This is a genomic window from Chitinophaga filiformis, from assembly GCF_900102545.1.
GTDB lineage: Bacteria > Bacteroidota > Bacteroidia > Chitinophagales > Chitinophagaceae > Chitinophaga > Chitinophaga filiformis.
Genome location: NZ_FNBN01000006.1, coordinates 288,260 through 312,761, shown reverse-complemented (window position 1 = coordinate 312,761; position 24,502 = coordinate 288,260). Strand labels below are relative to the sequence as shown.

The following is a 24,502-nucleotide window of genomic DNA, read 5'->3' as shown; positions in this document are numbered from 1 at the left end:
TGGAAATAAAATTTAGTGTTACTGTTTGGAGATTTTCTTTGTAACTACCTTCCCATTGTGCAGTACGCTTACAATGTAAGTGCCCGCAGGAACAGATTTGGCGTCGAAGATAGTGCGATGAGCTCCCGCCGGCAAATAGGTATTTATCAGTACCGCTATTCTCCGCCGTTGCAGATCAAATACTTCTACCTGGGTACGGCCAGCCTGTTTTAAGTTAAGATCTATCGTAGTATTATCGCCCAGCGGATTAGGAAATACATTTACTACCAGGTCAGCCGTTTCTTTGGCTGTTTTGTCAACAGGTGCATAAGCTGGTGGAACTTGTGCAATTATTGCACTTGTTGGATTAAGCACCAGCTGTGGCGGATTAGAACCTGTTTCCTTCGAGTTAAAGGTGATTCGTGGATCGGTGATCTGTGTGCTCTTTAACGCAAAAGATACTTTCGTGTTGCCAGCATCAATTTGACTTTGAACATAATTCGTCACATTCCAGGTGTAATACCTGGCGGTGGCATCAGTAATAGTTGCACTGCTAAGCGCCGCGCTGGAAGTAGCTGGTTTGTTATTCCATGTAATTGAAGATTCCGACCAGGATGTATTGGATACACTGTATGCACTGACGGGTACGTTTGACGACCTGGTATCGTCGATCTTTCCGTATAGCTTTAATACAGCAGATGAAATATCAGTCCCTGCACTGCCCAGATCAAAAGTTACATAGGTTTGCCGGTCATTGTCAGCAGAGCCCGAGGAATTAAGTTTGGCAATCAGGATACTGGGGTCCGTGCTGCCATGTGTTGTACCTGCATAAGTGCCGCTTCTTACGTAGGCATCTGCGCTTGGCGTTAATGTGGTTGTTTCTCCACCGCCACCATTACCTACATCACTTGGGCAGGTATTATTGCCTTCCGCAATGCAGAAATCTGCAAAACGTACCTGTTCATCCCGCAGGTCTGATATACTGTTGAGACTACGGTAGATGCCCCACTTGGGCCGGCAGAAGGTAGTTCCATCACGCCACATATTGATATTGCTATTGCTGTAGGTAAGCAGCGTGGCGCCATCGCTGACTCGTTTTATTACTACCTCATAAGAACCGCTCGTGCTGTATTTGATTTTCTCAAATACTTCCACCCATACGCCTTTGAATGCAGAAAGATCTACACTATGAACTTCTCCTCCGGTGCCGCCACTGCCAGTACTGTGGATGATCTGCAGTTTCTGTGGATTGCCGGCACGTGGTGTAATGGTAATGATAGGAGCGCCATCATCGCCATCACCTGCTTTGATCTGGTGTATGTGACAAAAGTTTGCCGTAGGTTTAAAGCCTGCGTCCAGCTTGAATTTCCAGCGATAAGTAACGGTTTCGTTCAATGAGCCTTTCACATTGGCAGGAGAGGAGCCCTGTGTTTTAATTTCATTCCTTTGCCTGTCTGTACTGCCATTGCAGCGATCATTGTCGGGTGTTACGTGAATATGGAATACAAAAACATATCTGTTAAGCTGGGCATCAAATTCCTCGGTAATATGTCTGCCAAAAGAAGTATGGCCGCAGTCGGGCACTTCTCCGGCCGTGCCACTGCCTAAAACACTTTGAATAAGCTCATATGTATCACCTGGCCCATTCGCCGATAATGTAACCTGGGCATGCAACAGAGGGGACATGGAAAATAAAAACAGCATAATGCTGCCGCATCGTAGGGATGTTTTCATAACGGAAATTTTGAGGTGAAGGGGATGTGGGAATTAAAGTTTATCTAAAAAGTAAACGTTTGTTTCGACTTGCCAATCGATTGCATCTAACGTTAAATTAGTGAGTTTCTAATAGAAAGCAAATTTTTTAATTTGGCAAATGATTGCTATATTCTATAATGAGTCCCCGGGGATGTAATATGTTTATAGGATGCTTTTCGGAAATTTGAGTAGATCTTCCTTAAAAGATGCCTGCCTACAATTGTACAATACCATGTTTTACAGCATAAAGTGCCAGCATCACCCTGTTCTTTACTTTCAGACGTTGAAAGAGTGCCTCCCGGTAACCATCAATAGTCTTCGGGCTCAGGCTCATTTTTTCAGCAATCTGCTGGTAAGTCAGGTCTGAAGCAGCAAGCTTAATGAATTCCCTTTCGTTTTCTGACAGATATACAGCGTCTTTATTTTTGCTTATTGTACCGTTTAAATTGTGATTCATAACCTGGGTTGCCGTATCAGAATAATAGAAACCATTATTGGCAATGGTCTCCAGTGCACGATGCATATCTTCTACTTCAATATCTTTGGATAGATATCCTTTTACACCCAGGCGTAACATGCGCAGGATCGCCTCATCTGATTCTACCATGGATATCACCATTACTTTCACAGAAGGATGCGTGCGTTGCAACCAATCCACGGCTTCAAACCCGTTCATATCCGGCATTTCGATATCCATCAGGATAATATCGGGAAACGGTACCTGTTTCATACTTTCCTGGAGCTCATGTCCATTGTCTGCTTCAAAGAGGATGTTATATCTGTTCTGTACATTACCGAGGTTAATAAGCTTGATCAGGCCTTTGCGGAATAGATTGTGGTCGTCGACAATGGCAATGTTCAGTGTATTCAGTTTGGGGACAGCGTCTTTCATAAAACGAGGGATTTAAGTATTTCGGGACGTGGTATATTTATCGACACTAAGGTACCTTCTCCTTCCCGACTGGCAATATTAAATTCGGCATTAATAAGCGCCGCCCTTTTACGGATGTTAAGGAGGCCAGTGCTTTGTTTCTCCCCACTTCGTTTTAAAGCTTCTTCTACATCAAATCCGGATCCGTCATCCGCTATTGTCAGTTCAAATTGGTCCGGAGAGAAGGTAAGGGATGTGGAGACCTTTGACGCCTTCGCATACTTTACGACATTGTTTAATACCTCCTGGCACAAACGGAAAAGAATGATTTCATGCTCTGGTAACATCCGGTACTCTTCACCGGTTTTGGCAATGACAATCTCATATTTTTTCGTTTTAGCAAGTCTGCTTAGCTCATTATCCAATGCCTTTACAAAACCAATGTGAATAATGTGATCGGTATTAAGATTGGCGCTCAGGGCCTTTAATTCACTCATCAGCTGTTTGGCCAGCGACTTCGTTTCAATAATATTCTCACGTTGTTCTACCGGAATCTGGGGCAGGGCCTCGGAAAGATTTATATTGATCAGCGAAACAAGATGGCTGAAGTTAGCGTGCAGCTCCTTGGAAATATGGTCAAGGGTTTGCTCCTGGATGGCGAGCTTGGACTGAAGTAGGGTTTGGTTAAATGCTTCGCGTATTTCAACTAGCTCCTGTTGATGTCGGAATCTTTTCCGCTGATAGAGGAACAGGAAATAGATAATAGCAATGCTAAGGCAAAGAACAATAGCGGTGGAAATTATAATCGTTAGTGCGGTTGCGAGAGTTGAGGTTTGCATAAAAAGCTTATTAAATAACAGGTGCACATTAATAAATTGAACGTATCATTGATTGGAAGGAACACTAAAGACAAATCGGATTGCTGCATGTTCAGAAATCCCAACATTATCAGAAATGGAAGGGATACTGCATGGTATACAAATAATCCCAACGTCATCCAAACCAATGGTTCTTTATGTAACACAATTATTCTGGTTTCCTGTAATAACTGTTTAAAATAAAGGAGGCATAGCACAATGATTGGTATATGCGCGAAGATCACGCTGTAAGTGTTATACTGAAATGGGCCCTGAATAATCAGGTAATCCAGTAGGCCGAATGATACCAGCATGAATGCCACAGGCGGAATGATCCTTTTTATCCGCGGAGCATCCAGGATAAGATAGAAGACGACCAACAGGATTCCCAGGCGGATGGTAATAAAGAGGTTATAGATCCAGAAGTTATTTTTTGAATAATCCCAGAAGAACATCTTGTGGATAAACAAACGCCAGAAGAAAGCTGCCAGTTCAGTTAACAGTGATACTATTACTAATATCGAAAGTAACCTATATGGCTTAGGCCATTTTTGCCAGAAACTCTTCAGGCTAAAAATGGCGCTAAGCAATAGTGGTACAAGAAATAGGTATTCATATTTTAGTAGACGCTGCATTTACTCAATTTACTGAATGTTATTCAAAACTGTCGTCGCAGCGTGGGGGACAGGGTAGTCCCAGATTAAAGTCTTTTCCATCTTCAGCAGGGTCGTCGCCGGGAAATAAGATGATCTCCCTGGGGAGGGATGATCTTTCCGAATAATTCGATTCTTTCTCCAGTACCACATTATGGTGTATGGTAGTATTACCGATGGCCTTTTCCCTGGTAACATTGAACAGCAGGCATAATTGTCCTGCATACTGATGGCCGTCTTCGTACGTGCCAAAGTTGATTCTGATACCGTCTCCCCCGGCATACTCAATTTCCTCCAACAACTTTACGAAATGCTCTTTTGAATACCAGACTGATTTAGTGTCTGGCTTGCCTAATGCCTGACTTAAAACATTGTGTTTTTGATTTTGGAACCGGGTGATTCGGTCTGCGGTTGTTTTTTGGCCCACATAGAAAAAAGGAAGGGGCTTTACTGTTACATGGTGTTGCATAATTGGAGTTTTAAAAAATAGTTGGAGTATGGAATTTTACCACTGCGAAACTATGGCTTCAACAGTTTAAAAAATTCAGCTCAACGCAAATACAGGAAAAATCCTCCCTATGGAAAAGGGGTTTATCCGGTAATGAGAAAAAAGGGGATTTTTCCCCCTTCACACGGGTTTTTTCCTTCATAAGGCTTTATAACCTTTGTGTTGTTAAACAGAGATTGTTCTTATCCTCAATTTATTCCCCATGAGAAAAGCATTGGTTGTCGGCATCGATGAATACCCCGGTAGCGCCAGGCTGAAAGGGTGCGAAAATGATGCGATGGAAGTAGCCAGGCTGTTAGACACAAACGCCGATGGATCCCCAAATTTTGATGTGATGGTCAGCAATAATGTAAAGACCAGGTCTGTCCTCAAATCCCTGATACTCGACCTTTTTAAAGGTGATGATGAAATCAGCCTTTTCTATTTTTCAGGCCACGGATATGTGACAGATATAGGTGGCTATATCGTAACGCCCGATTTCAGTCGGCATGATGAAGGCATTTCAATGGACGAAATACTGAAAATTGCCAGCCTGTCTGCCGCAAGGCACAAGATCGTGATCCTTGATTGCTGTCATGCGGGGGCCATGGGAACTGTTACAATACCCGGAAATAGCGCAGCATTCCTGGAACAGGGGGTTATTATACTTGCATCAAGCCGTAGGACCGAATTGTCAATGGAGGCATCCGGACATGGCGTATTTACAAATTTACTTATCGATGCACTAAAAGGTGGCGCTGCCGATATAGGGGGAGAAGTGACACCCGGCAATATTTACAGTTATATTGACAAAGCACTTGGCGGATGGAAACAGCGCCCGGTTTTTAAGGCTAACATAGTACGTACGGTCAGCCTACGTAAAGTAAAACCCCTGGTAGCCTTGTCAGAATTAAGAAAGCTGACAGAATACTTTCAGCATGCCGATAGCGAATATCCGCTTGACCCGAGTTATGAATACACCGCTGAAGCTCCAGACACCGAAAATATCAACATCTTTAAGGTCTTGCGCAGAATGCAGCTCATAGGCCTGGTCGAGCCTGTAGGGGAAGAGTATATGTATTGGGCCGCTATCAACAGGAAAAGTTGTCGCCTCACCTCAATGGGGACTTATTATTGGAAGCTACTCACAGATAAAAGAATATAACTCCAGCAATATGTAAATCCCCTTGAATAATGAGAAAGCCGTTTAAATATGATGTAGCTATCTCCGTCGCCGAGGAAGATAAAGATGTCGCAAAGCAAATTGTCGCAGCATTAAAGAAGAAGAGCATACCCTACTACTATTATGAAGATGATACTGCTGGTAACTGGGGAGAATACGTCATGAACCTCACGAAGGATGCTTATGGTAAACACGCCAGGTACATTTTACTGATCACCAGCCAGATCTATGTGGAGAAATATTGGTCTGGTGTAGAATTACAAGTGGCTGTTTCAAGTTTTGTAAGGGGCAAGCCACGTGTGCTGCAACTGAGGCTGGATAATACCCCGGTAGACAGTATTTCTAAGCACCAGGTATATCTCGAATGGAATAATAATCCCGAAGAAATTGCCGGTATTCTCGAAGAAAAGATTAAGCGGCAGAAACGTGCAGCATTACGCAGAGAGCTCCCGCTTTTTATATGTATTGTTCTTTTGAGCATTACCGCAGCGGTAAGTTATCACATTTCCTGGCCACCTGGAGGACGCCCTCTTATGACCCCGCCAAAGGAAGAAAAAGTATTAATCACAGGCATGCCCGCCCTAACGGAAAATGGGGGAAATATACAAAGGGACATAAATTCTTTTTACATCAGCAACACCGAAGTCACCATTACCCAATACAGGAAATTTTGCGAAAGTCAGCAAAAGGAATGTCCTCCGCAACCACCCTACTCTGATGAAAATGGCCCTGTAAGGAACGTCACATGGTACGAAGCGCTGGAATACTGTAAATGGGTGCAGGGACGGCTCCCTACTGAAGCTGAATGGGAGTATGCGGCCAGCGCAGGCCTGGCTGTTAAATATAGTGGCGGCAATAACGCATCAAAGGTAGCTGTCTACCACAGGCAGAAGCCTATGCGGGTCGCCTCCAGAGATCCCAACGCATTTAAACTATACGATATGACTGGTAATGTGGCAGAGTGGTGTGATGACTGGTTTGACTCTTCCCTCACATGGAAGGCTGTAAGAGGTGGTTCCTACAATAGCAGCATCAGGCCTGTGAATGAATTAGACCTTACCTACCGTACCAAAGAACATCCCGATATCCGAAGCCCCTATATCGGTTTCAGGGTAGCCTGGAATAATCGCTAATAAAAATCAAACAACATGGAAAATCCCAAATTTGAACTTTACAAAAGTTCCGCTAACAGCCAGTACTACTTTCGCCTGAAAGCTGTCAATGGAAAAATTACCCTCAGCAGTGAAGGGTATATCGCTAAGCAATCCTGTAAAGATGGTATAGCATCCGTCAAACAAAATGCCCCGGATGAACAACGCTTCGAGCGCAGACAGAACAATGGCAGTTACACCTTTGTGCTAAAAGCCCGTAATGGTGAAATTATCGGCCGTAGCCAGAGTTATACCTCTCCTGCAAGCCGTGATACTGGTATTGACTCGGTAAAGGAAGACGCACCCAATGCAACAGTTGATGATCTGTGTTAAGACCGCGGGGAACGAAGTATTTGTTCGTTCCCCTTTTACATCCAGCTCACGAGCTTATTATGTACCTCAGGAACCCAACAGAAAATGAAATAGTAAGTCACCTCGAAATGCATACTGATTCGAGATGGTTTTCAAAAATTTCCGCATGTCTGCCTGGTACCTTATCCAGGCGAACTATTATTATAGCAAAAGGGGATGGACCCGGCCGGGCTCGTTCGTGAAGTCAATAAAATAACCATTAACTGCTAACAGCCAATAAACACAAAATAAATCCCTGCGCATAGCTTCTATACGCTTATTCAGACAATCCCCCTATTTTAAAATTTTTGGTTCTACATACTCGACATAACTGCTTTTTCATTTAATGGTCGTAAATCTGTCACATGACATAATAGGCAGATGTACGATCAGTGTACTGATATACTGGTCAGTAAATTAGACAGTAAATGTACCAGGTCACCGTACTTCGATGGTTTGGTAATAAAATCGACAGCCCCCAGCCGGCGCATCTCTTCATTGTCGTCATCCAGCTTGGATGTAGTAAAGATAATTACTGGAATGTCAGCAAATCGGTCTTGTTGCTTCAATTTAATAAGACATTGTTTACCATTGAGTTTTGGCATGTTGAGGTCTAAAAAGATGATATCGGGTTTTGGTGCATTCACAACATTCAGTAACTGAAGTGCTTCATAACCATTACCTACACTCAGACAGCGTATGTGATTGTCTAGCTCCTGCAGTGCTTCTACGAACATTTCTATATCATCCGGATCATCATCTGCGATGAGAACAGTTTTGGCTTTCGTAAGCATTGTAGTAAGTTCCGGAATTTAGTTACGAAATTAATTTGACTTGTCAGGGAATATGTAACTTTAGTGCTTACATTCTCCTTATATACAGTACATTTAAGGGCATTATGCGTGAAAATACAAAAAATAGACCAACCGGTGAAGAAAAAAAACGCCGGACCAAGCCTTATCCTATTGTCGCGATCGGTGCGTCCGCCGGAGGATTAGAGGCAGTAGTTGAATTATTGTCACACTTGCCTTCCCGTACAGGGATGGCTTATATCTATATTCAGCATCTGGATCCTACGCATGAAAGTAAGATGGTGCCTATTCTGTCGAAAGTAACAAAAATGAAGGTGCTTGAGGCAAAGCACCTCATGCGTGTGGAACCCGATCAGGTTGTCGTTATTCCGCCAAATAAGGACATGACGATTGTTGACAGTGTTGTAACCTTAAATCCACGACCTGCCAAGCCCGCAATTCACATGCCTATCGATAAATTGTTTGCTTCTCTGGCAGACAAACACCGGGAAGGCGCAATAGGTATAATCCTGTCTGGTTCAGCCAGTGACGGCACCTTCGGACTGAAGGCTATTAAAACGGCCGGCGGTCTTACCTTCGCACAGGACCAGACTGCCAAGTTCCAGAGCATGCCCCGTTCGGCTATCGCCGAAGGTGTGGTTGATATGGTGCTGTCTCCAAAGGAGATTGCAGAAGAGCTGGCGCGGATCAGTAGTAAGGCTGATATCTTTCAGGCTGCTATGCAGGAAAGTGAAGACGAGGTAACAGCAGGAATGAATGAAGACATGGGGCCCATCCTGCAACAGGTAAAAAAAAATACAGGTGTTGATTTTACGCATTATAAAGTAAATACTATCCGTCGCCGCATTATCAGGCGTATGCTGCTTTTTAAGCTGGATACTCTGTAGGAATACGCGGTATATCTCAAACAGCACCCTGATGAGGTAAGCCACCTCTATCAGGACCTGCTGATAAACGTTACAACATTCTTCCGCGATCCCGATTCCCTGGAATACCTGAAAAAAACATTACTGCCAGGCATTCTCAAAACAAAGAATGAAACGAATCCCCTCCGTATCTGGGTGCCGGCCTGCTCTACAGGTGAAGAAGCTTATTCGCTGGCCATCATTCTCATGGAGATATTGGGAGAGCGGTATGCCAGTATTCCTATCCAGATCTTTGCAACAGACCTTAGTGAGCTCGCCATTGCCAAAGCCAGGTTGGGCCTGTATAGCCGCAATGATCTGATAAATGTGTCTCCTAAACGCTTACAACGTTTTTTTACCAAGATCGACGGTAGTTATCGTATTTCCAAGGCAATCCGCGATATTGTTGTATTTGCTCCCCATAATGTATTTAAAGATCCACCGTTTTCCCGCCTGGACCTGGTGAGCTGCTGCAATGTCATGATCTATCTTGATACGGTATTGCAGAAGAAAATCATTGCTACCTTCCATTATTCCCTGAATAATAAAGGCTACCTGATCCTTGGAAAGTCTGAAACAATTGGTGCTTCAGGCCAGCTGTTCACCCAGGTAGAAAAGAAGTTTAAAATCTATGCACGTAAGAATGATGCAGCCAGCAAAGCTATCTTTGAAATGAACTACAGGCTGCCGGAAGTACAGCGTAGTGAACATCTGCATGCACGCAGGAACGTTCCCCGGGAACAGACAGCTCCGCAGAAAGATCTGGAAAAGGTAGTAGACGATCTGCTGCTGAGTAAATACATTCCGGCAACTGTTCTGGTAAATCAGGAACTTGAGATCCTGCAGTTCCGGGGGGAAGTAAGTACCTTCCTGGAACCTGCGCCAGGCAAAGCCAGTCTAAATCTGTTGAAAATGGCTAAACAGGGATTGGCCTTCGAACTGCGCAGCGCAGTACATAAAGTGAATAAGAGCAATCAGCCATTCAAGAAATCAGGGCTGGAGATCAAGACAAAAGGCGGTTTACAGCAGGTCAGCATAGAAGTATTGCCACTGCCCTCAGAAACTGAAGAGAAGCTCTGTGTCATTATCTTCGAAGAGCTGTTTGCTAATATGGAACTCATAGAAAGCAGCCGGGCTTCTTCCAAAGACAAGATGGTGAAAAGACTGCAGGATGAACTCGCCGCCCTAAAAGAAGATATGCGTTCCATCGTGGAAGAACAGGAAGCCAGCAATGAAGAATTGCAGTCAGCTAACGAAGAGATCGTATCTACCAACGAAGAACTGCAAAGTATCAATGAAGAACTGGAAACTTCCAAGGAAGAAGTCGAATCCAGCAACGAAGAATTAATGACCATTAATACTGAGTTGCAGATCCGTAACGAACAGCTGGCAGAATCGTATGAATATGCAGAAGCCGTGTTCGACACCATCCAGGAAGCGGTGATACTGTTAGATAAAGACCTGCGGATAAAAACCGCTAATAAAGCCTTCTATAGTATCTTCCAGGCCCGGGAAGAAACAACGGAAGGAATCCTCATCTATGAACTTGGCCACAGGCAATGGGATATTCCTGCACTGCGTGAATTGCTGCAGGAAACGATCCCCAACGAAAGCCAGTTCCAGAACCGCGAGATCAGGCATACATTTGGCGGCATTGGTGAGAAAGTACTATTGCTCAGTGGACGCCGTATTATTCAAAAGATACACCGGCAGCAACTTATCCTGCTGGCTATCCAGGACGTTACTGAACACAAACAGGCCCAGCGCCTCGTAAATGAACGTGAAGCCTGGTTCCGTAATATGGCCGACAACGCCCCTGTAATGATATGGGTGGCCGACCGTAATAAGCAACGTAATTTCTTTAACCGTACCTGGCTTGAATACACTGGCAGAAAGCTTGATGCGGAAATCGGCGATGGCTGGAAAAGCAGTGTGCATGAAGCAGACAGAGATCGGTGTCTCAATACCTATAATGCCTATTTTGATGATCGTAAAGCATATGTACTCGACTACCGCCTGCTCCGGGGCGATGGCAAGTACCGCTGGATACAGGAAACCGGCAAGCCCGATTTTTCAGCAGATGGTAACTTTGCAGGTTACATCGGCTCCTGTATAGAAATTCACGATAAACGGATGATGCATGACGAGCTGGAGCAACTGGTGAAGAGACGTACGCAGGACCTGGAAGAAATGAATAAAGAATTGCAGCGCTCAAACAGCGAACTAAAACAGTTCGCTTATGTGGCCAGCCATGACCTGCAGGAACCATTACGTAAGATCATGACCTTTGCCGATCGCCTGCAATCACATAAGGATAGCCTCCCGGAAGCACAACGCAAGTACATCGACAAAATTGGCGTCTCCTCCCAACGCATGACACGCCTGATAGATGATCTGCTCAATTTTTCACGCACCGCCCGCAACGATAATGGTTTCACAAGGACCAGCCTTAATAAGGTTGTAAAAGACTTGCTGGTTGATTTTGACCTGGTCATCAGTCAGAAACATGCTGTAATAGATATAGGCAAGTTGCCTTCTTTGCAGGCAATTCCTTTACAGATGGAACAACTGTTTCATAACCTTATCAGTAATGCGTTGAAATTTTCAAAATCATCTGTCCCTCCCGTTATAAAAATCAATTCCAGAGCACTAACAGCAGAGGAGCTAGCTGAATATAAAGAATTACAGCCCAGCCTGAAATATCATGAAGTGGTAATTGCTGATAATGGAATTGGCATAGACCCTGAATTTGCAGAGCAGATCTTTGAAATCTTCCAGCGCCTGAATGACAGGGAGCAGTTTCCTGGTATGGGTATTGGACTGGCATTGTGCAGGAAGATCGTCAATAATCATAACGGGATCATCTTTGCAAGATCCTTAGGGAATGAAGGTACTGCCTTCTATATTATTCTGCCTGTAACGCAGCCCGTGAATAATTAACTGAATAAATAACATTATAAAAAGCCAGTGGCCTCTAGGTTGCTGGCTTTTATTTTATTCATTAGCTGTATCCGATTCGCGTTTCTCCATCTGATACAGGAGTTGTTTCAATGTCTCTATCGTATTCCCAAGCTCAGCCGCATTTTCCTCATAACTGGCAGCTGATTTGACAAATCCCCGGTTAATAGCTTTTTCCTGTAGCTTAGCCAGCATATTACGTCGCTCTTCTGTGATCCTGACGGCGATCCAAAGGGCGGACTCAAGTTTTTCCCATTGTTTCAGCAAAAGATCCTGCTCTCCGTATGTGTGCCCAATATGGCAACGATAATGTGTTATATTATCGTTTTTGATCTCCCACAAAGAGCCTCCACAATCCGGACAAGATAGTGTGGTTTGTATCCCCAGTCCGGGAACAATCTCGGCCCCTATGACAGTCTTTTCGGATATCTCTGCCTCTAGGCGCAGGTTTTCAGGTGGTGTCATAAATGCTACATCCCGTTGTATTGCCTTTTGAATGATATCATTCATGCCTGAAATGGGAAGCGTATGATTCACCTCCATTTGTTCCAGCACATTCAGCGGCATATCAGGAAAGGATGCCTCATCAGGATCCTGCACGATAGTAATACCACCACAACGCTGAATCGCCTTCAAGCCGCTCACACCATCGTTGAGCATACCGGTTAATACGATACCGATAGCATGGGTATTATACGCAACTGCTGCCGACCGGAATAATACATCTATACTGGGGCGCCACCGGTTTTCCTTAGGCCCGTAACCAAGTTTCAGATATCCCTTTTTTACGATGAGGTGTACATTACGTGGTGCAATGTAAATGTGATTTCTTTGAATGGGCATTCCATCCTCTGCCATCTTTACCGGCAACGCTGTATGCGTGCGTAATCCATCAAATAAAACATTAGTGACCGGCTTGCCTGATAAATGCATTACTACTACATATGCTACATCGCCATCTGTACTGATGCTGCCAAGCAGTTGACGGAGTGCAGACAAGCCGCCTGCGGACGTGCCGGTTACCACAATGAATTGGGGGGATGTATCCATATACCTGATACTTCGGATGATTGAAATAGTCGCTTTGAAAGTACAACGACTATGCCAAACGCCGGCAGGCAAAGGCTCATCCGGAAAGGCCATAACCTGATAACCTGATCAGCTCCTTTATATCCGTGATCCAGATCTTTCTTCCCTGGGTATTCAAAATGCCTGCAGCTTTAAATTCTGTGAGGAACCTGACAATATTCTCATTGCCCGTGCCTACCATATTGGCAAGGTCGCTGCGGGAAAGATTGATCACTATTTCTTCTCCCGGCAATGTTTCCGCTTTAAATCTCTCGCGCAACACTATTAATGCAATGGCAAGCCTTTCCTTCACCGAGCGGTGGGCAAATACAGAAATACTGTTTGTCAGCACAGTAAATTCATGGCTGAGCGCTTTCAGCAGTCTTCGGGGTAACACGCTGGATCGCTCCAGCACAGCTGTAAAATCTTCTTTCGGGATAAATGAAATAATACTTTCTTCTAATGTGGCTGCAGAATCGGGGTAATGTTCCTCCGCCAGAATAGCGTGATATCCGATTAGCTCTCCCGTATTGGCTACATAGATGATCTGTTCCTTACCGGCCTGGTCCACCTGGTACTTTTTAACTTTCCCCTTTTTGATGAAGAAAATACCGGAAGCCACAGCTCCCTCCCTGAAAATGATCTCTCCCTTACCATATCGTTGTTCCTGCATATGAGAATAGAGGTCCGCACGCTCATCTTCCGGCAGACTATTTAAAATGGACTGAGATTTAAAATTCCATTTATCAATGGGAAACAGACCCGCTAAACTCATAGTAATGGACTATGTGGTAAAAAGTGATCTTTTGCAGTTTTTAAATTGAAAAGTATCAGTGAAATCGAATAGTATCAAAGGTACCTTCGCAATACGAAAATATCAACTGTTTTTGACCCGGTATTTAATTTCACCGGCTTCATGTGGATGGGTTTTAATAGTGCTGTTGGGTTCGTAAAGCTAATATGCCCAAAATTTACCAATTGATTACAGAGAATGGGAAATGCAAGACCGGCATCGTTCATGAGCGATGCCTCTTTTGACTGGCTATATCCGGAATGGATCCAGCAGATGTCAAGAAGACACTGGACTCCAATGGGCATTGCAAAAAAAGCCGCTGGCTTTCTGGCAGCAGAGGAAGGGAAGAAGATCCTCGATATAGGAAGTGGCGTTGGCAAATTTACCCTCATTGGTGCCCATTATCATCCCCGGTCGTTCTTTTATGGCGTGGAGCAAAGAAGCGAGCTGCATCATTATGCACTATCAGCAAAAGAATATACAGGAACGGAAAATGCAACATTCATCAACCAGAATTTTACACAGGTGAATCTTGCTGCATATGATCACTTTTACTTTTACAATGCCTTTTTTGAGAATCTGACCACCCATGGTAGAATAGATCATCGCATTGAATATTCCGACAGCCTGTATCACTATTACTCCCGTTTTCTGTACAAAGAACTGGACAGGAAACCCGCCGGAACAAGACTGGTGACCTTCCATAGCAGTGAAGATGAGATACCACCCAGTTATCAGGTGGTGGATACCTCAGCAGATTTCCTGTTAAAAATGTGGATGAAGAGATAACAGAATATACATAGTCTAAATCGGAAGATATGGCATTGTGGATAACGCAACGCTATCTCTAATTTGAACTTGAACAATAAGAGAGGGGATACGTCTGTGTCCCTTAATATTTATCCCATCTATACCCTTGCTTTTAAAATAGTAATTTGTGGTCTATGAACATCCGGGATAAGTTTCCAATTGATAAATGGGATTTTAAAAGTGAGTCCATTCTGGCAGACCTGCCACAAGCTGTCTATGAGATGCTGACAGTCCACATGAGTGAGCAGGTATACAGAAAAAATGAGCAGCTGTTCAGGGAAGGAACTTATCCTTCCGGTATATTTTACATCACTAAAGGCAAGGTCAAAAAATATAAGGTAGATAAAGATGGCAAAGAAAAGATCATTTACATCGCCAATTCAGGACAACTGATCGGCTATCATGCTGTCTTGTCAGAAGACAGGTACCCCGATTCCGCTACCGCAATGGAAGAAAGTGCCATCGCCTTTATTCCCAGGGAAGATTTTCTGAATACCCTTGACCACTCTCCATTGCTCAACAACAGGCTGCTCAAAACCCTAAGTCATGAATTTGCAGTGCTGGCCAATAGTCTTACAATATCTGCCCGGAAAACCGTACGGGAAAGGCTTGCACTACAGTTGATCATCATCCGGGAAAAGTATAAAGTCAATCATGTGGAGGGTATGCCTATAGAAATAGATATCAGTCGCGAAGACCTGGCCAGCCTTGTAGGCACCGCCAGGGAGAATGTGGTACGCGTGCTGACTGAATTTAAAGAGCATGATATACTGGAAACAAAAGGCAGGAAGATCATCATCAAAGATGTCAGCCAGCTGATCTCCATAGCAAACTACAAATAACAGCGTTATCAGCGCTTTACCCACATTTTCAGCAGGAAATCGACCGTGGCATCTACCAGTTGATAACTGGGCGGTATTTCGTCTTCCAAACTGTGAAATGTAACCAGGCGGGTACCACTGGGCTTACTGTCCAGGGCATTCAGCATATACCGGGAGTAGTAGTTATACAGGCTGGTAGAGTATTCCATCTGCTGATCGATTTGTCCGTCAGCCACCAGATTCTCAAAAAAGGAATTGTAGAAGTAAAAATGATCGAAGTCCTCAAAATCTATCTGCGTAAAGTTGGCATTGATAAACTCCACATTTTTTGCTTCCGTTAAATCTTTGGCTGCGCGGGCAAAATGATAGAGCTCTTTTCGCTGTTCCACGCCATAAAAGGTAGTTTCCGGGAAATGATATCCGCCGATAAGACAAAACTTGCCGACACCACTGCCTATGTCAAGGACCTTCGTTCCTTCTCCGGTAGCCAGGAAGCCCGCGGCTCTTTTGGCCACTTCCATAGGTGTCCAGTGTTGTTTGGAGAGTTTTTGAATTCTTGCCGGATATAACCAGTCAAATGCAGCATCACTTGTGTACCAGGATGATCCTGATATCATATTTCTAATATTTCCCATGTTGGCTCTTCATCACTAATAAAGACTTCGTTCCGCCAGCGACGGATGAAGCATCATTTAACCTTACAAAGGTAGGCAGTGGATGACTTCGGTCAGACTGATACTTTTCAATAAAAAAGTTGCAAAATGTCACTCTCGTTGACTATCAGTAGGTATAGTGAGCATGTAAGTTCATATACAAGTTTGATCCTGGTTTGCTTGGTTTATATGCAGGAAAGGTGCCCTCGGATTGTGTGGGCCATTTTTGGCCCACGATACCATGCTTTAACCATGCCTTTACTATGCCTTTGTTATGCCTTTACTATGGCTTTAGGTTGGACTTGGAACATTTAAGCTCCGGATGTTCCATGCCGCCCCAAAAAGGGCAAATAGCCAGGTTGAGATCCATTTGATAATACTTTGTTTAAATCTGATGCTCCCGGCTATTGGAAATAATCATCTCAGCCAATACCGGATCTTCTGGTGTAACGAACTTTTCTCCCAGGAAGGTGCTTACCACCTCAATTTTCCCCTGGATATGCTGGTTAAAAACCTCCAGTTCTTCCGCAGGGATCCAGAGCTCATCATGGTTGGTACTCCCAACATTTTGCGGCTCATATTTTTCAATAAAGGATTTGCTGATGCTGAACCGGGTCACAATACCACAATATCCCGACGCTTCGTCATGGATATTCCATTCAAATGCGATCTGCTCCGCGTATGCCTGGTTAAGTACGGGGTAAAAAATGGGCTGCCAGGAAAGTCTTGGCGGGAAACTTTTAAAATCAGCGGCAGCGATCAGTATGAATTCTTTCAGTCCTATCGGACGATAAAGGGTAACCGTTTCCATAGCAATGCAAGGTACGCCGTTTGCTCTGATTCCGGCATACCACTGTACATCTCTTACCGCTGTTAAAATTGACTAGCAGTATATCCCCTTAAACTATATCTTTATCCCCGGTATCGGCGAGAGCACAGCCCAATTTAAAACAAGAAATAAATTCCAATGACGTCAAGAAGATCATTCCTGAAAACAACCACCCTGGCTTCGGCCGGTTTGCTGATCAGGCCCTCCGAATTATGGAAAACGCCAGCTACCAATATAGGGCTGCAGCTATATACAGTGAGAGATGCGATGCAGAAAGACCCGGCAGGCACCCTGAAAAAGGTAGCAAAACTGGGATTTAACACCGTAGAAGGTGCTACCTACACCGGCACGCAGCAATTCTATGGTATGAACCCTAAAGCATTTGCGCAGGTGCTGAAACAACAGGGATTGAAGATGCCGAGCAGCCATTATGTACTGGGAGAACAGAAGATGGGCGGAGCAGATGTAAAAGGGACTGTATTGCATGAATGGGACAAAGCTGTGGAAGATGCGGCTGCTGTAGGCATCAAATATATGGTATGCGCCTACCTGTTTGAAGAAGAACGTGGTAACCTCGACCATTATAAACAACTGGCTGAATATTTCAACAAGGCCGGTGAGATCTGTAAAAAGGCCGGTATACAGTTCTGTTACCACAACCACGATTTTGAATTCCAGCAGCAGGACGGTGGCTTGCCTTATGATATCCTCTTACAGCAGACGGATAAAGACCTGGTGAAAATGGAAATGGATATCTACTGGGTAACGAAAGCAGGCCTGGACCCTGTAGCCCTGATGAAGGAGCATAAAGGCCGTTTCCCGCTCTGGCACGTAAAGGATATGGACAAAACGCCTCAAAAGGATTTTACAGAAGTGGGCAATGGCTCCATCAACTTCAAAGAGATCTTTAAACATGCAGGCGATTCCGGTATGAAATATTTCTTCGTAGAACAGGATAAAACCCCCGGCGATCCGTTTGTCAGCATAGCGAAGAGCATTAAATATATCAAAAAGAACCTGGTATAATTTACAGCACTATCCGCAGTAAATAAATTTATCATCCTGCCTCCTATACCCTTGTTTTATACGCGGTATATAAGGCAGGATGATCTGTTTCGATAGGTATACATCCTCATAATCAACGAGAAAAAATGCTGTAGTTACTAAAAGAATTAGTAAATAGCAGCCAAAATAGCTAAGATGAAAGAAAAGGTGTCAGTGACGGATACCGGCATCCAGTCTTCCGGACTGCCGAAAGATTATATGGAGGCCGTAGCCGAGTATATCTGGAACGGCTTTGACGCAGCTGCTTCTGTGATCGATATCCATTTTGAATCCAATGAGATTGATACGATCTATAGTTTATCTATTACCGATAATGGTACTGGTATCGACTATGATCTCCTGAAGGAAACCTTTGGGCACTTCAATGATTCCATCAAAAAAGCATCCTTTCAGAAATCGTCTTCCTTTATAAAGGGAAATAAGGGGCGTGGTCGTTTCTCTTTTTCCGCTTTCAGCGGAAAGGCAACGTGGCATACCGTATACCGGGATAGCCAGACAGGAGATATGATGGAATACGATATTACCATCAGCAGGAATTCCAAGGATTTCTATGATCCGGAAGGGAAGAAAACAACCCTGAAAAAGGCTACCGGTACTACCGTTACTTTTTATGACCTGTTTGAAGTATCTGGTTTCTCTTTCCAGTCGGCCGAGTTTAAAAGCTTCCTGGTACGTGAATTTGGCTGGTTCCTGATGCTGAACAGGGAAAAGGAATATAAGATCAGGATCAACGGTGTGCCCATCGAATATACACCATCTATTGCCGAAAGTGATACCGGCGTGATATCCCTACGAGATGCAGAAGGAGCAGAATTCTTCTTCAGGATCACCTTTGTAAGGTGGGCAGAAAGAATAGGAGATAAGTTCTTCTTCTATTTCCTGAACTCAAAGCAGTCGGAAGTATTTAAAGACCTGACCTCGTTCAACAACAATGCGATCGGGTTTTATCATAGCGTTTACGTGGAGTCCCGTTACTTTGACGCGTTCAATCCAGGCGATACTGAGCTGTCACAGAACCTGTTTGAAAGAACGAAACAGCATAGTGTATTCAAGGAACTGATGGGACATTTGCATGAACTGGTAAGACTAAGGCAGAAATCTTTTGTAGATGGCGAAGCGGCGGTGAAACTGATAGATAACTATGACAGGAATGGCATATTGCCGAATACAGGAAACAAAAAAGAACTGCAGCAGTTCCTGAAAGGGATCTATTCTACAGAACCCAGACTGTTTCAGGGATTGAATAAGGAGCAGCAGCGTGTATACATAGGATTGATCGGTATGCTGCTGCAGACTGGTAAAAAAGAAGAACTGCTCGCATTAGTCAGCCAGGGAAGTATGGCAGAGGCGGAAACTAACTGATCAGTTTTGCGATAATAAATGCAGCCGCTGCGGCAAGGATACCTGTGAAAGCTACTTTCAGGGTGCCTTTCAGCAGCGGCTGCCCTGTTACTTTTGATTTGAAATATCCGAATATCAGTAGTGCAAGAATGGTAATAGCACATGACCAGTAAAAGCCATGCTGATTGTTGCTGGTGACCAGGTAAGGGAATAAAGGGATAAATCCTCCCGCCAGGTAGGCCAGTGCAATAGTAATAGCAGATTGATAAGCCCTGTTCTTATCCGGCTTGTCCAGTCCAAGTTCGAAGCGCATCATAAAGTCCACCCATTTATGCTTATCCTGGCTGATTTGCAGCGTCACCTGTTTACTGAGCGCCTCATCTACCCCCATAGAAATAAAGATCTCCTCCACCTCTTTCCGCTCTGTTTCCGGCACTTTCTCTACCTCTTCATATTCCCGTTTCAGTTCCGAATCATAATGCTCTACTTCCGTCTGACCAGCCAGAAAACCACCAAGACCCATAGAAATACAGCCTGCCGCAATCTCAGATACACCTGATACAATAATCAGGTGATTGGTATCCAGCACACCGCTTAAGCCTGCCGTCAGTGCAAAGGGCACGGTCAGTCCGTCAGCCATACCAATGATGATATCCCTTACGATGTTAGAACTGGTGACATGCGTTTCCTGGTGCATAGGTGATCTTTTATCTAAAAGTATTAAATTTCATTGCTCCATTTAAATTCTTCCTTCTTTATCTTCCAGATAAAACCGTCGAGAATATAATGTGTGATCTGTGGCAAGGCCAGCAAGGGAACGATGAGGCAGAGCAGCTGATGGTTCAGTTCCAGCGATGGCAGATGCGCAGTACCAAAGATAGTGGCATGCTCCTGCCATACGGTCATATCCCAGAGACCTTCTTCAATGAATGCAAACAGGAAGATCAGCAGAAGGAAGATCACAATGCCATACCTGCTGAATACGAGTTGCAGGAATGAATTACTCTTACGCGGATCTTTGTATTGCTTTTCTCCATACACCCAGATCAATGCCATATAAGGAATACCATGGCTAACCACATTCAACAGAGTAAAGGCCATATCTCCATTAAAGAAGACAATCCCAAAATACCAGGACACAAGCGTACCTGTGATAATAGCTGTTTTAGGAATGTTGATAGTACGTGTGGTAAAGAGCAGGTACAGCTCCTTGATGACATATATAGCGACGATCACCCGGTATACGATCGTCAGCAGATACAGTAGTGCTGCCGATGGGAAGAAGACAAAGTCATTCTCAATAAACCAGCTGAAATTCCGCGGACCACTGAAATGCCAGTATGCCATTGGGTATAATGCTGCCGTATAGATGGTAACCGTGTCTATGAGTTTACTATACCGGTGTGCATTTTCCTGCCGGCTGTATACACGCATGAAGCCATATTGCTGGCGCACGAAATGGAAAACAGCCACATAAGCCAGTATCCGCCAGAATAAGAGACTACTCATCGTGTAAACCAATACACCTGCTATAAAACTTACCAGTGGTATGATCCAGAGCAGGAAGCGTTGTTTGTTCAGTGCCTGCGGATCGAAGTAGGTCCGGTACAGGGTACTGTATACATGCGCCACATCTACCAGCAGTACAAGCACTACCCAGCCTGCCTCCGGCATCTCTTTGTTGTTGCTGAAGAGGGAGGGAAAGAATATAATTACCAGCAGGCTTAAAAATGGGGGCAGTAGTATGAATATACTGTCAATCCACGGTTTGCCTATCCACGCTTGCTTGTTCATATATTACCGGATAAGTGAGTCATTACTTTTTTTGCAGCGGAAAGTCCCTGGTAAAAGGCTTCCTCGAATATGCTGTTGCCCGCCAGATCGGTATGGGCAAAGTGTAGCCGGTCATTCACAGATGCAGCCAGTTCCTGCCGAATCGTACCATGTGCTATGCCTGGCAAGGGTTTGGCCATGGCATGGCCCCAGATCATCACATTCACTTCTTCTATGGCATCTGTTATATTGGAATGTACTTTCTCCAGATCTTCGACGATCAGTTTTACCCACTCCGCATGTGTTCTTTCCAGTGCTGCTTTTCTTCCTTCTGCGGGTGTATGAGCTGTTAAGGGCAGGTAATAGGTCAGGTTCCTACGATGGATACCCTGCCGGATTTCCTGGTGCGTGGCTTCCACATATCCTAATGACGGACTATTATAGATGACATTGTCCCAGCTGAGTGGCGGACCACTCCTTTCCTTCAGTTCCTTTGTGCGGATATTGGCTACCATCCAGGGACTGTATTGTATATGCTGATGTACTTTCTGCAGGCGTGCTTCATCCTGTAATATCCTGGCAGCTACAAACTGTGGTACGGCAAGGATACACTGTTGTGCAATGATCCTTTTTAGGCGACTCTCTTTTACATCGAAGTAGTCTACCGCTAGTGTATCATTTTCCTGCTGAATACGGGCCACCAATGCTTCGTTATGAAAATAAGGCTGTAGTTCCTGCTTCAGATGTGCTGCCAGCCAGCCATTGCCTTCCGGCCATGTCAGTACATCATGATGTTCAGCATTACTGCCTTTGCCCTTCCTGCTGGCGAAATAGTGGATGCCCACCCAGGCACTGATCTCGTCATAAGTGGTGCCGTAATCATCGCGGGTGCAGTAGTTCACATACCATTGCAGGTAAGGAGAGGTCAATCCCTGCTGCTGCAGCCACTGTTTCATGGTAAGGCTGTCGAGTTGTGTGAAGGCGGGATCTTTACTGGAATGATCCAGCGGTATGGTAAAAGCATCTTTCCCATCCTGTCCTTTAGCAAGGCGGAAGGCCTGCATTTTATCGAGGAACTGTTGTATCTGTGCCTTTTCCGAAGCAGGTACACCAAATTGAGGAATAAGTCCTTCCTGCCACTGCCCATTGATGTAGAGTCTTTCCTCGGGGTCGAAACAGATATAATAATCATTGTAAGCGGGTAGGGGAGCGGCGGCATCGCTGGTGATAACCCCACACTCACGCATAAAGTCGGTATATTCCGTCAGGTCATTGTTAGGGATAGGAACATAGTGCGCGCCCCATGGATAAGCTGAAATATCGTTCTTTCCACAGGCTGCATTGCCTCCCATTTCTTTCTCGAGGTCCAGTATAACGATGTCCCTGACGCCCTGCCTGTGAAGATAACGTGCAGCGGATAATCCGCTGATGCCACCACCCACAATTACTACAGCATGTTCTGTTGTACTGACCGGTGCAGCAAACTTTTTATCCCGCAACAGATGTCCCGTATGGAAATTAGCCCCTATCACACTGCCACCAATCACCCGTTGCCGGTGACAGGAGGCGATGACACTGCTCACAACTGTGAGTCCTGCTATGGATTGTATAAATGATCTTCTCCGCATATCTTAATGTTCAAGATATTTGCCCCACTCTTCTTCAAAATACTTTACCAGCGCCTGGTTGTTGAGTTTATTGATGTCGAGCAACTGATGTGCTTTCATATCCTCGGGGAATGTCAGCATCTGTTGCAGGGTAGTTGGATTCAGGAATTTCAATGGCGCCGGAAGATGACTGAACCAGCGATGTGGTTCCTCCGGGGTAGCCATGATATACCCCCATTCGCCAAAGGATGGAACATAGTTATGATAAGCGATGGTGTGTAATCCTACTGAACGAAGGGTGGTATCCACGCACCAGAAACTTTTAGGTGCTACATAAGGAGAGGTGCTTTGTATTACGGCTATACCATCGGGACGCAGTGCACGTTTCAACAGCTGATAAAATGAAGTACTGTATAACTTCCCGATGGAGAAATTGGAAGGATCGGGGAAGTCTACCACGATCGCGGCAAATAATGTTTTATTGCTCCGCAGCCAGGTGAAGGCATCTGCATTATGTACATGCACTTTGCTGTTCAGCAGGGAGGAATCATTCAGCCTGACAAGCATCTCCTGCCGGGAGAACAGCTTTGTCATAGCCGGATCGAGATCAACCAGGGTAACCTGTTTGACTGATGGATATTTCAGGATCTCCCTTACTGCAAGACCATCTCCGCCACCCAGTACCAATACCTGCTCGGGTTGATCGAGAGAGGAAAATGTGGGATGTACTAATGCTTCATGATAACGGTATTCATCCGCAGTGCTGAACTGTAGATTGCCGTTCAGGAACAGCCGCAGTTCATGTTTGTTTTTGGTGATGACGATTCGCTGGTAAGGAGTGGACGTGGAGTACACCACATTGTCATCATAAGTCATCGTTTCACTGTAACTCATAATGCTCTCTGAAAATACAAAGCAGACCAGCTGTGTCAGCAGCAATGTAATGGCGGCTGTTTTTAACAACACAACCTGCCTGATCTCTTTGGAGAAATGGTGGGCAAGGTACCAGCCTACACCTACATTTAATATCCCAAAGAAGAGGGATGTTCTGATGAGCCCCAGGTGAGGTACCAGCAATAAAGGAAATATCAGGGAAGCCAGCAAAGCACCGATATAGTCGAAGGTGAACACACGGCTGACCAGCTCCTTGAAAGCTACTTTTTTTTCCAGTATGCGCATCAGCAGGGGAATCTCCAGACCTACCAGTACACCGGTGATCAGCACGATGGCGTACAGGATGAGGCGGAAGGAGGCGGCCAGCGGGAATACGATAAAAAGTAGGGCGGAGCTGAATCCTCCCACCAATCCTACCAGCAGTTCAATCCTGATGAACCAGGCCAGCAGGTTCTGATTAAAATACTTGGAGAGGAAGGAGCCTATTCCCATAGAAAACAGGTACACGCCAATAATAGTACTGAACTGTGTGATACTGTCCCCCAGCAGATAGGAAGCCAGGGTACCCGCTACCAGTTCATAAATTAATCCACAGGTAGCAATAACAAATACTGCCGTCAATAACAGCCACTGTGCGCCGCTTTCTTTTTTAGACATTGGTTCGTTTACTTAGTGAATGGCAGATGCGATGATAATAGCCATGGCCAGCATGAAAAATCCTGCCAGTACAGCTACGGCCATATTCTGCTTCTCCATGATCTCTTTGCGCAGGTTATGCCTGGGCGTCAATACTTCTACCAGTACAAATACGATTACAAGTATAGCAATACCGAGAAAGGAATAGAGAATAGAATTGATAAGTGCGTTTGACATATTAGGTTGTTTG

At 44.7% G+C, this 24,502-nt stretch carries 23 protein-coding genes; 9 read left to right on the top strand and 14 right to left on the bottom strand.

Translation table 11 applies throughout. The annotated features are described in order from the left end of the window. Positions 1–18: 18 nt before the first annotated feature. From BLR32_RS33840 to BLR32_RS23605, 4 genes are all read right to left on the bottom strand, one after another. On the bottom strand, positions 19–1,713 hold the full coding sequence (locus BLR32_RS33840; RefSeq protein ID WP_143011555.1) for a CBM96 family carbohydrate-binding protein: 1,695 nt from the start codon (positions 1,711–1,713) through the stop codon (positions 19–21). A 235-nt stretch (positions 1,714–1,948) separates the two neighbouring features. Beyond that, positions 1,949–2,626 (bottom strand): response regulator transcription factor, encoded by a 678-nt coding sequence (locus BLR32_RS23620; protein ID WP_089835320.1) that lies wholly within the window; start codon positions 2,624–2,626, stop codon positions 1,949–1,951. Further along, positions 2,623–3,444, bottom strand: a complete 822-nt coding sequence (locus tag BLR32_RS23615; RefSeq protein WP_089835319.1) for a sensor histidine kinase — start codon at positions 3,442–3,444, stop codon at positions 2,623–2,625. The genes BLR32_RS23620 and BLR32_RS23615 overlap by 4 nt, the downstream gene beginning before the upstream one ends. A gap of 672 nt (positions 3,445–4,116) precedes the next feature. Further along, on the bottom strand, positions 4,117–4,584 hold the full coding sequence (locus BLR32_RS23605; RefSeq protein ID WP_089835317.1) for a hypothetical protein: 468 nt from the start codon (positions 4,582–4,584) through the stop codon (positions 4,117–4,119). 241 nt (positions 4,585–4,825) lie between these two features. Here BLR32_RS23605 and BLR32_RS23600 point away from each other — a divergent pair, with 241 nt between their 5' ends. From BLR32_RS23600 to BLR32_RS23590, 3 genes are read left to right on the top strand one after another with little or no spacing between them, the layout of a single operon-like run. Then, complete coding sequence (locus tag BLR32_RS23600; protein WP_089835316.1) at positions 4,826–5,767, top strand: caspase family protein; 942 nt, start codon at positions 4,826–4,828, stop codon at positions 5,765–5,767. A 29-nt stretch (positions 5,768–5,796) separates the two neighbouring features. Further along, positions 5,797–6,918 carry an SUMF1/EgtB/PvdO family nonheme iron enzyme gene (locus BLR32_RS23595; RefSeq protein ID WP_089835315.1) on the top strand — a complete coding sequence of 374 codons (1,122 nt, stop codon included), beginning with the start codon at positions 5,797–5,799 and terminating at the stop codon, positions 6,916–6,918. A 15-nt stretch (positions 6,919–6,933) separates the two neighbouring features. After that, positions 6,934–7,269: a YegP family protein gene (locus BLR32_RS23590; protein ID WP_089835314.1), complete on the top strand. Its 336-nt coding sequence runs from the start codon at positions 6,934–6,936 to the stop codon at positions 7,267–7,269. A 407-nt stretch (positions 7,270–7,676) separates the two neighbouring features. Here the strand turns inward: BLR32_RS23590 and BLR32_RS23585 are convergent, their stop codons facing one another. Beyond that, positions 7,677–8,081, bottom strand: coding sequence for a response regulator (locus BLR32_RS23585; RefSeq protein WP_089835313.1), 405 nt, complete (start codon positions 8,079–8,081; stop codon positions 7,677–7,679). 104 nt (positions 8,082–8,185) lie between these two features. On the opposite strand from BLR32_RS23585, the gene BLR32_RS34245 reads away from it, so the two are divergent. Both BLR32_RS34245 and BLR32_RS23580 read left to right on the top strand, forming a co-directional pair. Then, the gene (locus BLR32_RS34245; protein ID WP_218124242.1) at positions 8,186–8,986 is read left to right on the top strand and encodes a chemotaxis protein CheB; all 801 of its coding nucleotides are present in this window, start codon (positions 8,186–8,188) and stop codon (positions 8,984–8,986) included. Positions 8,987–9,043: 57 nt separating this feature from the next. After that, positions 9,044–11,944 (top strand): CheR family methyltransferase, encoded by a 2,901-nt coding sequence (locus tag BLR32_RS23580; protein ID WP_317042846.1) that lies wholly within the window; start codon positions 9,044–9,046, stop codon positions 11,942–11,944. Positions 11,945–11,998: 54 nt separating this feature from the next. Here the strand turns inward: BLR32_RS23580 and BLR32_RS23575 are convergent, their stop codons facing one another. Then, positions 11,999–13,012 (bottom strand): chemotaxis protein CheB, encoded by a 1,014-nt coding sequence (locus BLR32_RS23575; protein WP_176842406.1) that lies wholly within the window; start codon positions 13,010–13,012, stop codon positions 11,999–12,001. A 76-nt stretch (positions 13,013–13,088) separates the two neighbouring features. Beyond that, complete coding sequence (locus BLR32_RS23570) at positions 13,089–13,805, bottom strand: Crp/Fnr family transcriptional regulator (protein ID WP_089835311.1); 717 nt, start codon at positions 13,803–13,805, stop codon at positions 13,089–13,091. Positions 13,806–14,021: 216 nt separating this feature from the next. Here BLR32_RS23570 and BLR32_RS23565 point away from each other — a divergent pair, with 216 nt between their 5' ends. Both BLR32_RS23565 and BLR32_RS23560 read left to right on the top strand, forming a co-directional pair. Then, positions 14,022–14,612: a class I SAM-dependent methyltransferase gene (locus BLR32_RS23565; RefSeq protein WP_089835310.1), complete on the top strand. Its 591-nt coding sequence runs from the start codon at positions 14,022–14,024 to the stop codon at positions 14,610–14,612. 155 nt (positions 14,613–14,767) lie between these two features. Beyond that, positions 14,768–15,475, top strand: coding sequence for a Crp/Fnr family transcriptional regulator (locus tag BLR32_RS23560; protein ID WP_089835309.1), 708 nt, complete (start codon positions 14,768–14,770; stop codon positions 15,473–15,475). 8 nt (positions 15,476–15,483) lie between these two features. Here the strand turns inward: BLR32_RS23560 and BLR32_RS23555 are convergent, their stop codons facing one another. Together BLR32_RS23555 and BLR32_RS23550 are read right to left on the bottom strand one after the other, a co-directional pair. After that, the gene (locus tag BLR32_RS23555; RefSeq protein ID WP_245705506.1) at positions 15,484–16,071 is read right to left on the bottom strand and encodes a class I SAM-dependent methyltransferase; all 588 of its coding nucleotides are present in this window, start codon (positions 16,069–16,071) and stop codon (positions 15,484–15,486) included. A gap of 421 nt (positions 16,072–16,492) precedes the next feature. Continuing rightward, entirely contained in the window at positions 16,493–16,918 is a 426-nt protein-coding gene (locus BLR32_RS23550; RefSeq protein ID WP_089835307.1) for an ADP-ribosylation/crystallin J1, read from the bottom strand. Positions 16,919–17,074: 156 nt separating this feature from the next. Between BLR32_RS23550 and BLR32_RS23545 the strand changes: the two genes are divergently transcribed. Together BLR32_RS23545 and BLR32_RS23540 are read left to right on the top strand one after the other, a co-directional pair. Continuing rightward, positions 17,075–17,962 (top strand): sugar phosphate isomerase/epimerase family protein, encoded by an 888-nt coding sequence (locus tag BLR32_RS23545; RefSeq protein WP_089835306.1) that lies wholly within the window; start codon positions 17,075–17,077, stop codon positions 17,960–17,962. Between the two features lie 174 nt (positions 17,963–18,136). Then, complete coding sequence (locus BLR32_RS23540) at positions 18,137–19,363, top strand: ATP-binding protein (protein ID WP_089835305.1); 1,227 nt, start codon at positions 18,137–18,139, stop codon at positions 19,361–19,363. Here BLR32_RS23540 and BLR32_RS23535 read toward each other — a convergent pair. Genes BLR32_RS23535 through BLR32_RS23515 form a run of 5 tightly spaced genes read right to left on the bottom strand, consistent with a single transcriptional unit; the run spans position 19,356 to position 24,489 of the window. Beyond that, a complete protein-coding gene (locus tag BLR32_RS23535) occupies positions 19,356–20,039 on the bottom strand; it encodes a VIT1/CCC1 transporter family protein (RefSeq protein WP_089835304.1) in 684 nt (227 codons plus the stop codon). The genes BLR32_RS23540 and BLR32_RS23535 overlap by 8 nt on opposite strands. A gap of 23 nt (positions 20,040–20,062) precedes the next feature. After that, a complete protein-coding gene (locus BLR32_RS23530; protein ID WP_089835303.1) occupies positions 20,063–21,136 on the bottom strand; it encodes a hypothetical protein in 1,074 nt (357 codons plus the stop codon). Continuing rightward, positions 21,133–22,743, bottom strand: coding sequence for a flavin monoamine oxidase family protein (locus BLR32_RS23525; RefSeq protein WP_089835302.1), 1,611 nt, complete (start codon positions 22,741–22,743; stop codon positions 21,133–21,135). Before BLR32_RS23525 ends, BLR32_RS23530 begins: the two co-directional genes overlap by 4 nt. A 3-nt stretch (positions 22,744–22,746) precedes the next feature. Further along, positions 22,747–24,273: a polyamine aminopropyltransferase gene (locus BLR32_RS23520; protein WP_089835301.1), complete on the bottom strand. Its 1,527-nt coding sequence runs from the start codon at positions 24,271–24,273 to the stop codon at positions 22,747–22,749. A 12-nt stretch (positions 24,274–24,285) separates the two neighbouring features. Next, a complete protein-coding gene (locus tag BLR32_RS23515; RefSeq protein ID WP_089835300.1) occupies positions 24,286–24,489 on the bottom strand; it encodes a DUF350 domain-containing protein in 204 nt (67 codons plus the stop codon). Between the last annotated feature and the right edge of the window lie 13 nt (positions 24,490–24,502).

Bases quoted from the DNA above. Each gene is read 5' to 3' on its own strand.
- BLR32_RS33840 (WP_143011555.1), bottom strand. From the start codon at position 1,713: ATGAAAACATCCCTACGATGCGGCAGCATTATGCTGTTTTTATTTTCC.
- BLR32_RS23620 (WP_089835320.1), bottom strand. From the start codon at position 2,626: ATGAAAGACGCTGTCCCCAAACTGAATACACTGAACATTGCCATTGTC.
- BLR32_RS23615 (WP_089835319.1), bottom strand. From the start codon at position 3,444: ATGCAAACCTCAACTCTCGCAACCGCACTAACGATTATAATTTCCACC.
- BLR32_RS23605 (WP_089835317.1), bottom strand. From the start codon at position 4,584: ATGCAACACCATGTAACAGTAAAGCCCCTTCCTTTTTTCTATGTGGGC.
- BLR32_RS23600 (WP_089835316.1), top strand. From the start codon at position 4,826: ATGAGAAAAGCATTGGTTGTCGGCATCGATGAATACCCCGGTAGCGCC.
- BLR32_RS23595 (WP_089835315.1), top strand. From the start codon at position 5,797: ATGAGAAAGCCGTTTAAATATGATGTAGCTATCTCCGTCGCCGAGGAA.
- BLR32_RS23590 (WP_089835314.1), top strand. From the start codon at position 6,934: ATGGAAAATCCCAAATTTGAACTTTACAAAAGTTCCGCTAACAGCCAG.
- BLR32_RS23585 (WP_089835313.1), bottom strand. From the start codon at position 8,081: ATGCTTACGAAAGCCAAAACTGTTCTCATCGCAGATGATGATCCGGAT.
- BLR32_RS34245 (WP_218124242.1), top strand. From the start codon at position 8,186: ATGCGTGAAAATACAAAAAATAGACCAACCGGTGAAGAAAAAAAACGC.
- BLR32_RS23575 (WP_176842406.1), bottom strand. From the start codon at position 13,012: ATGGATACATCCCCCCAATTCATTGTGGTAACCGGCACGTCCGCAGGC.
- BLR32_RS23570 (WP_089835311.1), bottom strand. From the start codon at position 13,805: ATGAGTTTAGCGGGTCTGTTTCCCATTGATAAATGGAATTTTAAATCT.
- BLR32_RS23565 (WP_089835310.1), top strand. From the start codon at position 14,022: ATGGGAAATGCAAGACCGGCATCGTTCATGAGCGATGCCTCTTTTGAC.
- BLR32_RS23560 (WP_089835309.1), top strand. From the start codon at position 14,768: ATGAACATCCGGGATAAGTTTCCAATTGATAAATGGGATTTTAAAAGT.
- BLR32_RS23555 (WP_245705506.1), bottom strand. From the start codon at position 16,071: ATGATATCAGGATCATCCTGGTACACAAGTGATGCTGCATTTGACTGG.
- BLR32_RS23550 (WP_089835307.1), bottom strand. From the start codon at position 16,918: ATGGAAACGGTTACCCTTTATCGTCCGATAGGACTGAAAGAATTCATA.
- BLR32_RS23545 (WP_089835306.1), top strand. From the start codon at position 17,075: ATGACGTCAAGAAGATCATTCCTGAAAACAACCACCCTGGCTTCGGCC.
- BLR32_RS23540 (WP_089835305.1), top strand. From the start codon at position 18,137: ATGAAAGAAAAGGTGTCAGTGACGGATACCGGCATCCAGTCTTCCGGA.
- BLR32_RS23535 (WP_089835304.1), bottom strand. From the start codon at position 20,039: ATGCACCAGGAAACGCATGTCACCAGTTCTAACATCGTAAGGGATATC.
- BLR32_RS23530 (WP_089835303.1), bottom strand. From the start codon at position 21,136: ATGAACAAGCAAGCGTGGATAGGCAAACCGTGGATTGACAGTATATTC.
- BLR32_RS23525 (WP_089835302.1), bottom strand. From the start codon at position 22,743: ATGCGGAGAAGATCATTTATACAATCCATAGCAGGACTCACAGTTGTG.
- BLR32_RS23520 (WP_089835301.1), bottom strand. From the start codon at position 24,273: ATGTCTAAAAAAGAAAGCGGCGCACAGTGGCTGTTATTGACGGCAGTA.
- BLR32_RS23515 (WP_089835300.1), bottom strand. From the start codon at position 24,489: ATGTCAAACGCACTTATCAATTCTATTCTCTATTCCTTTCTCGGTATT.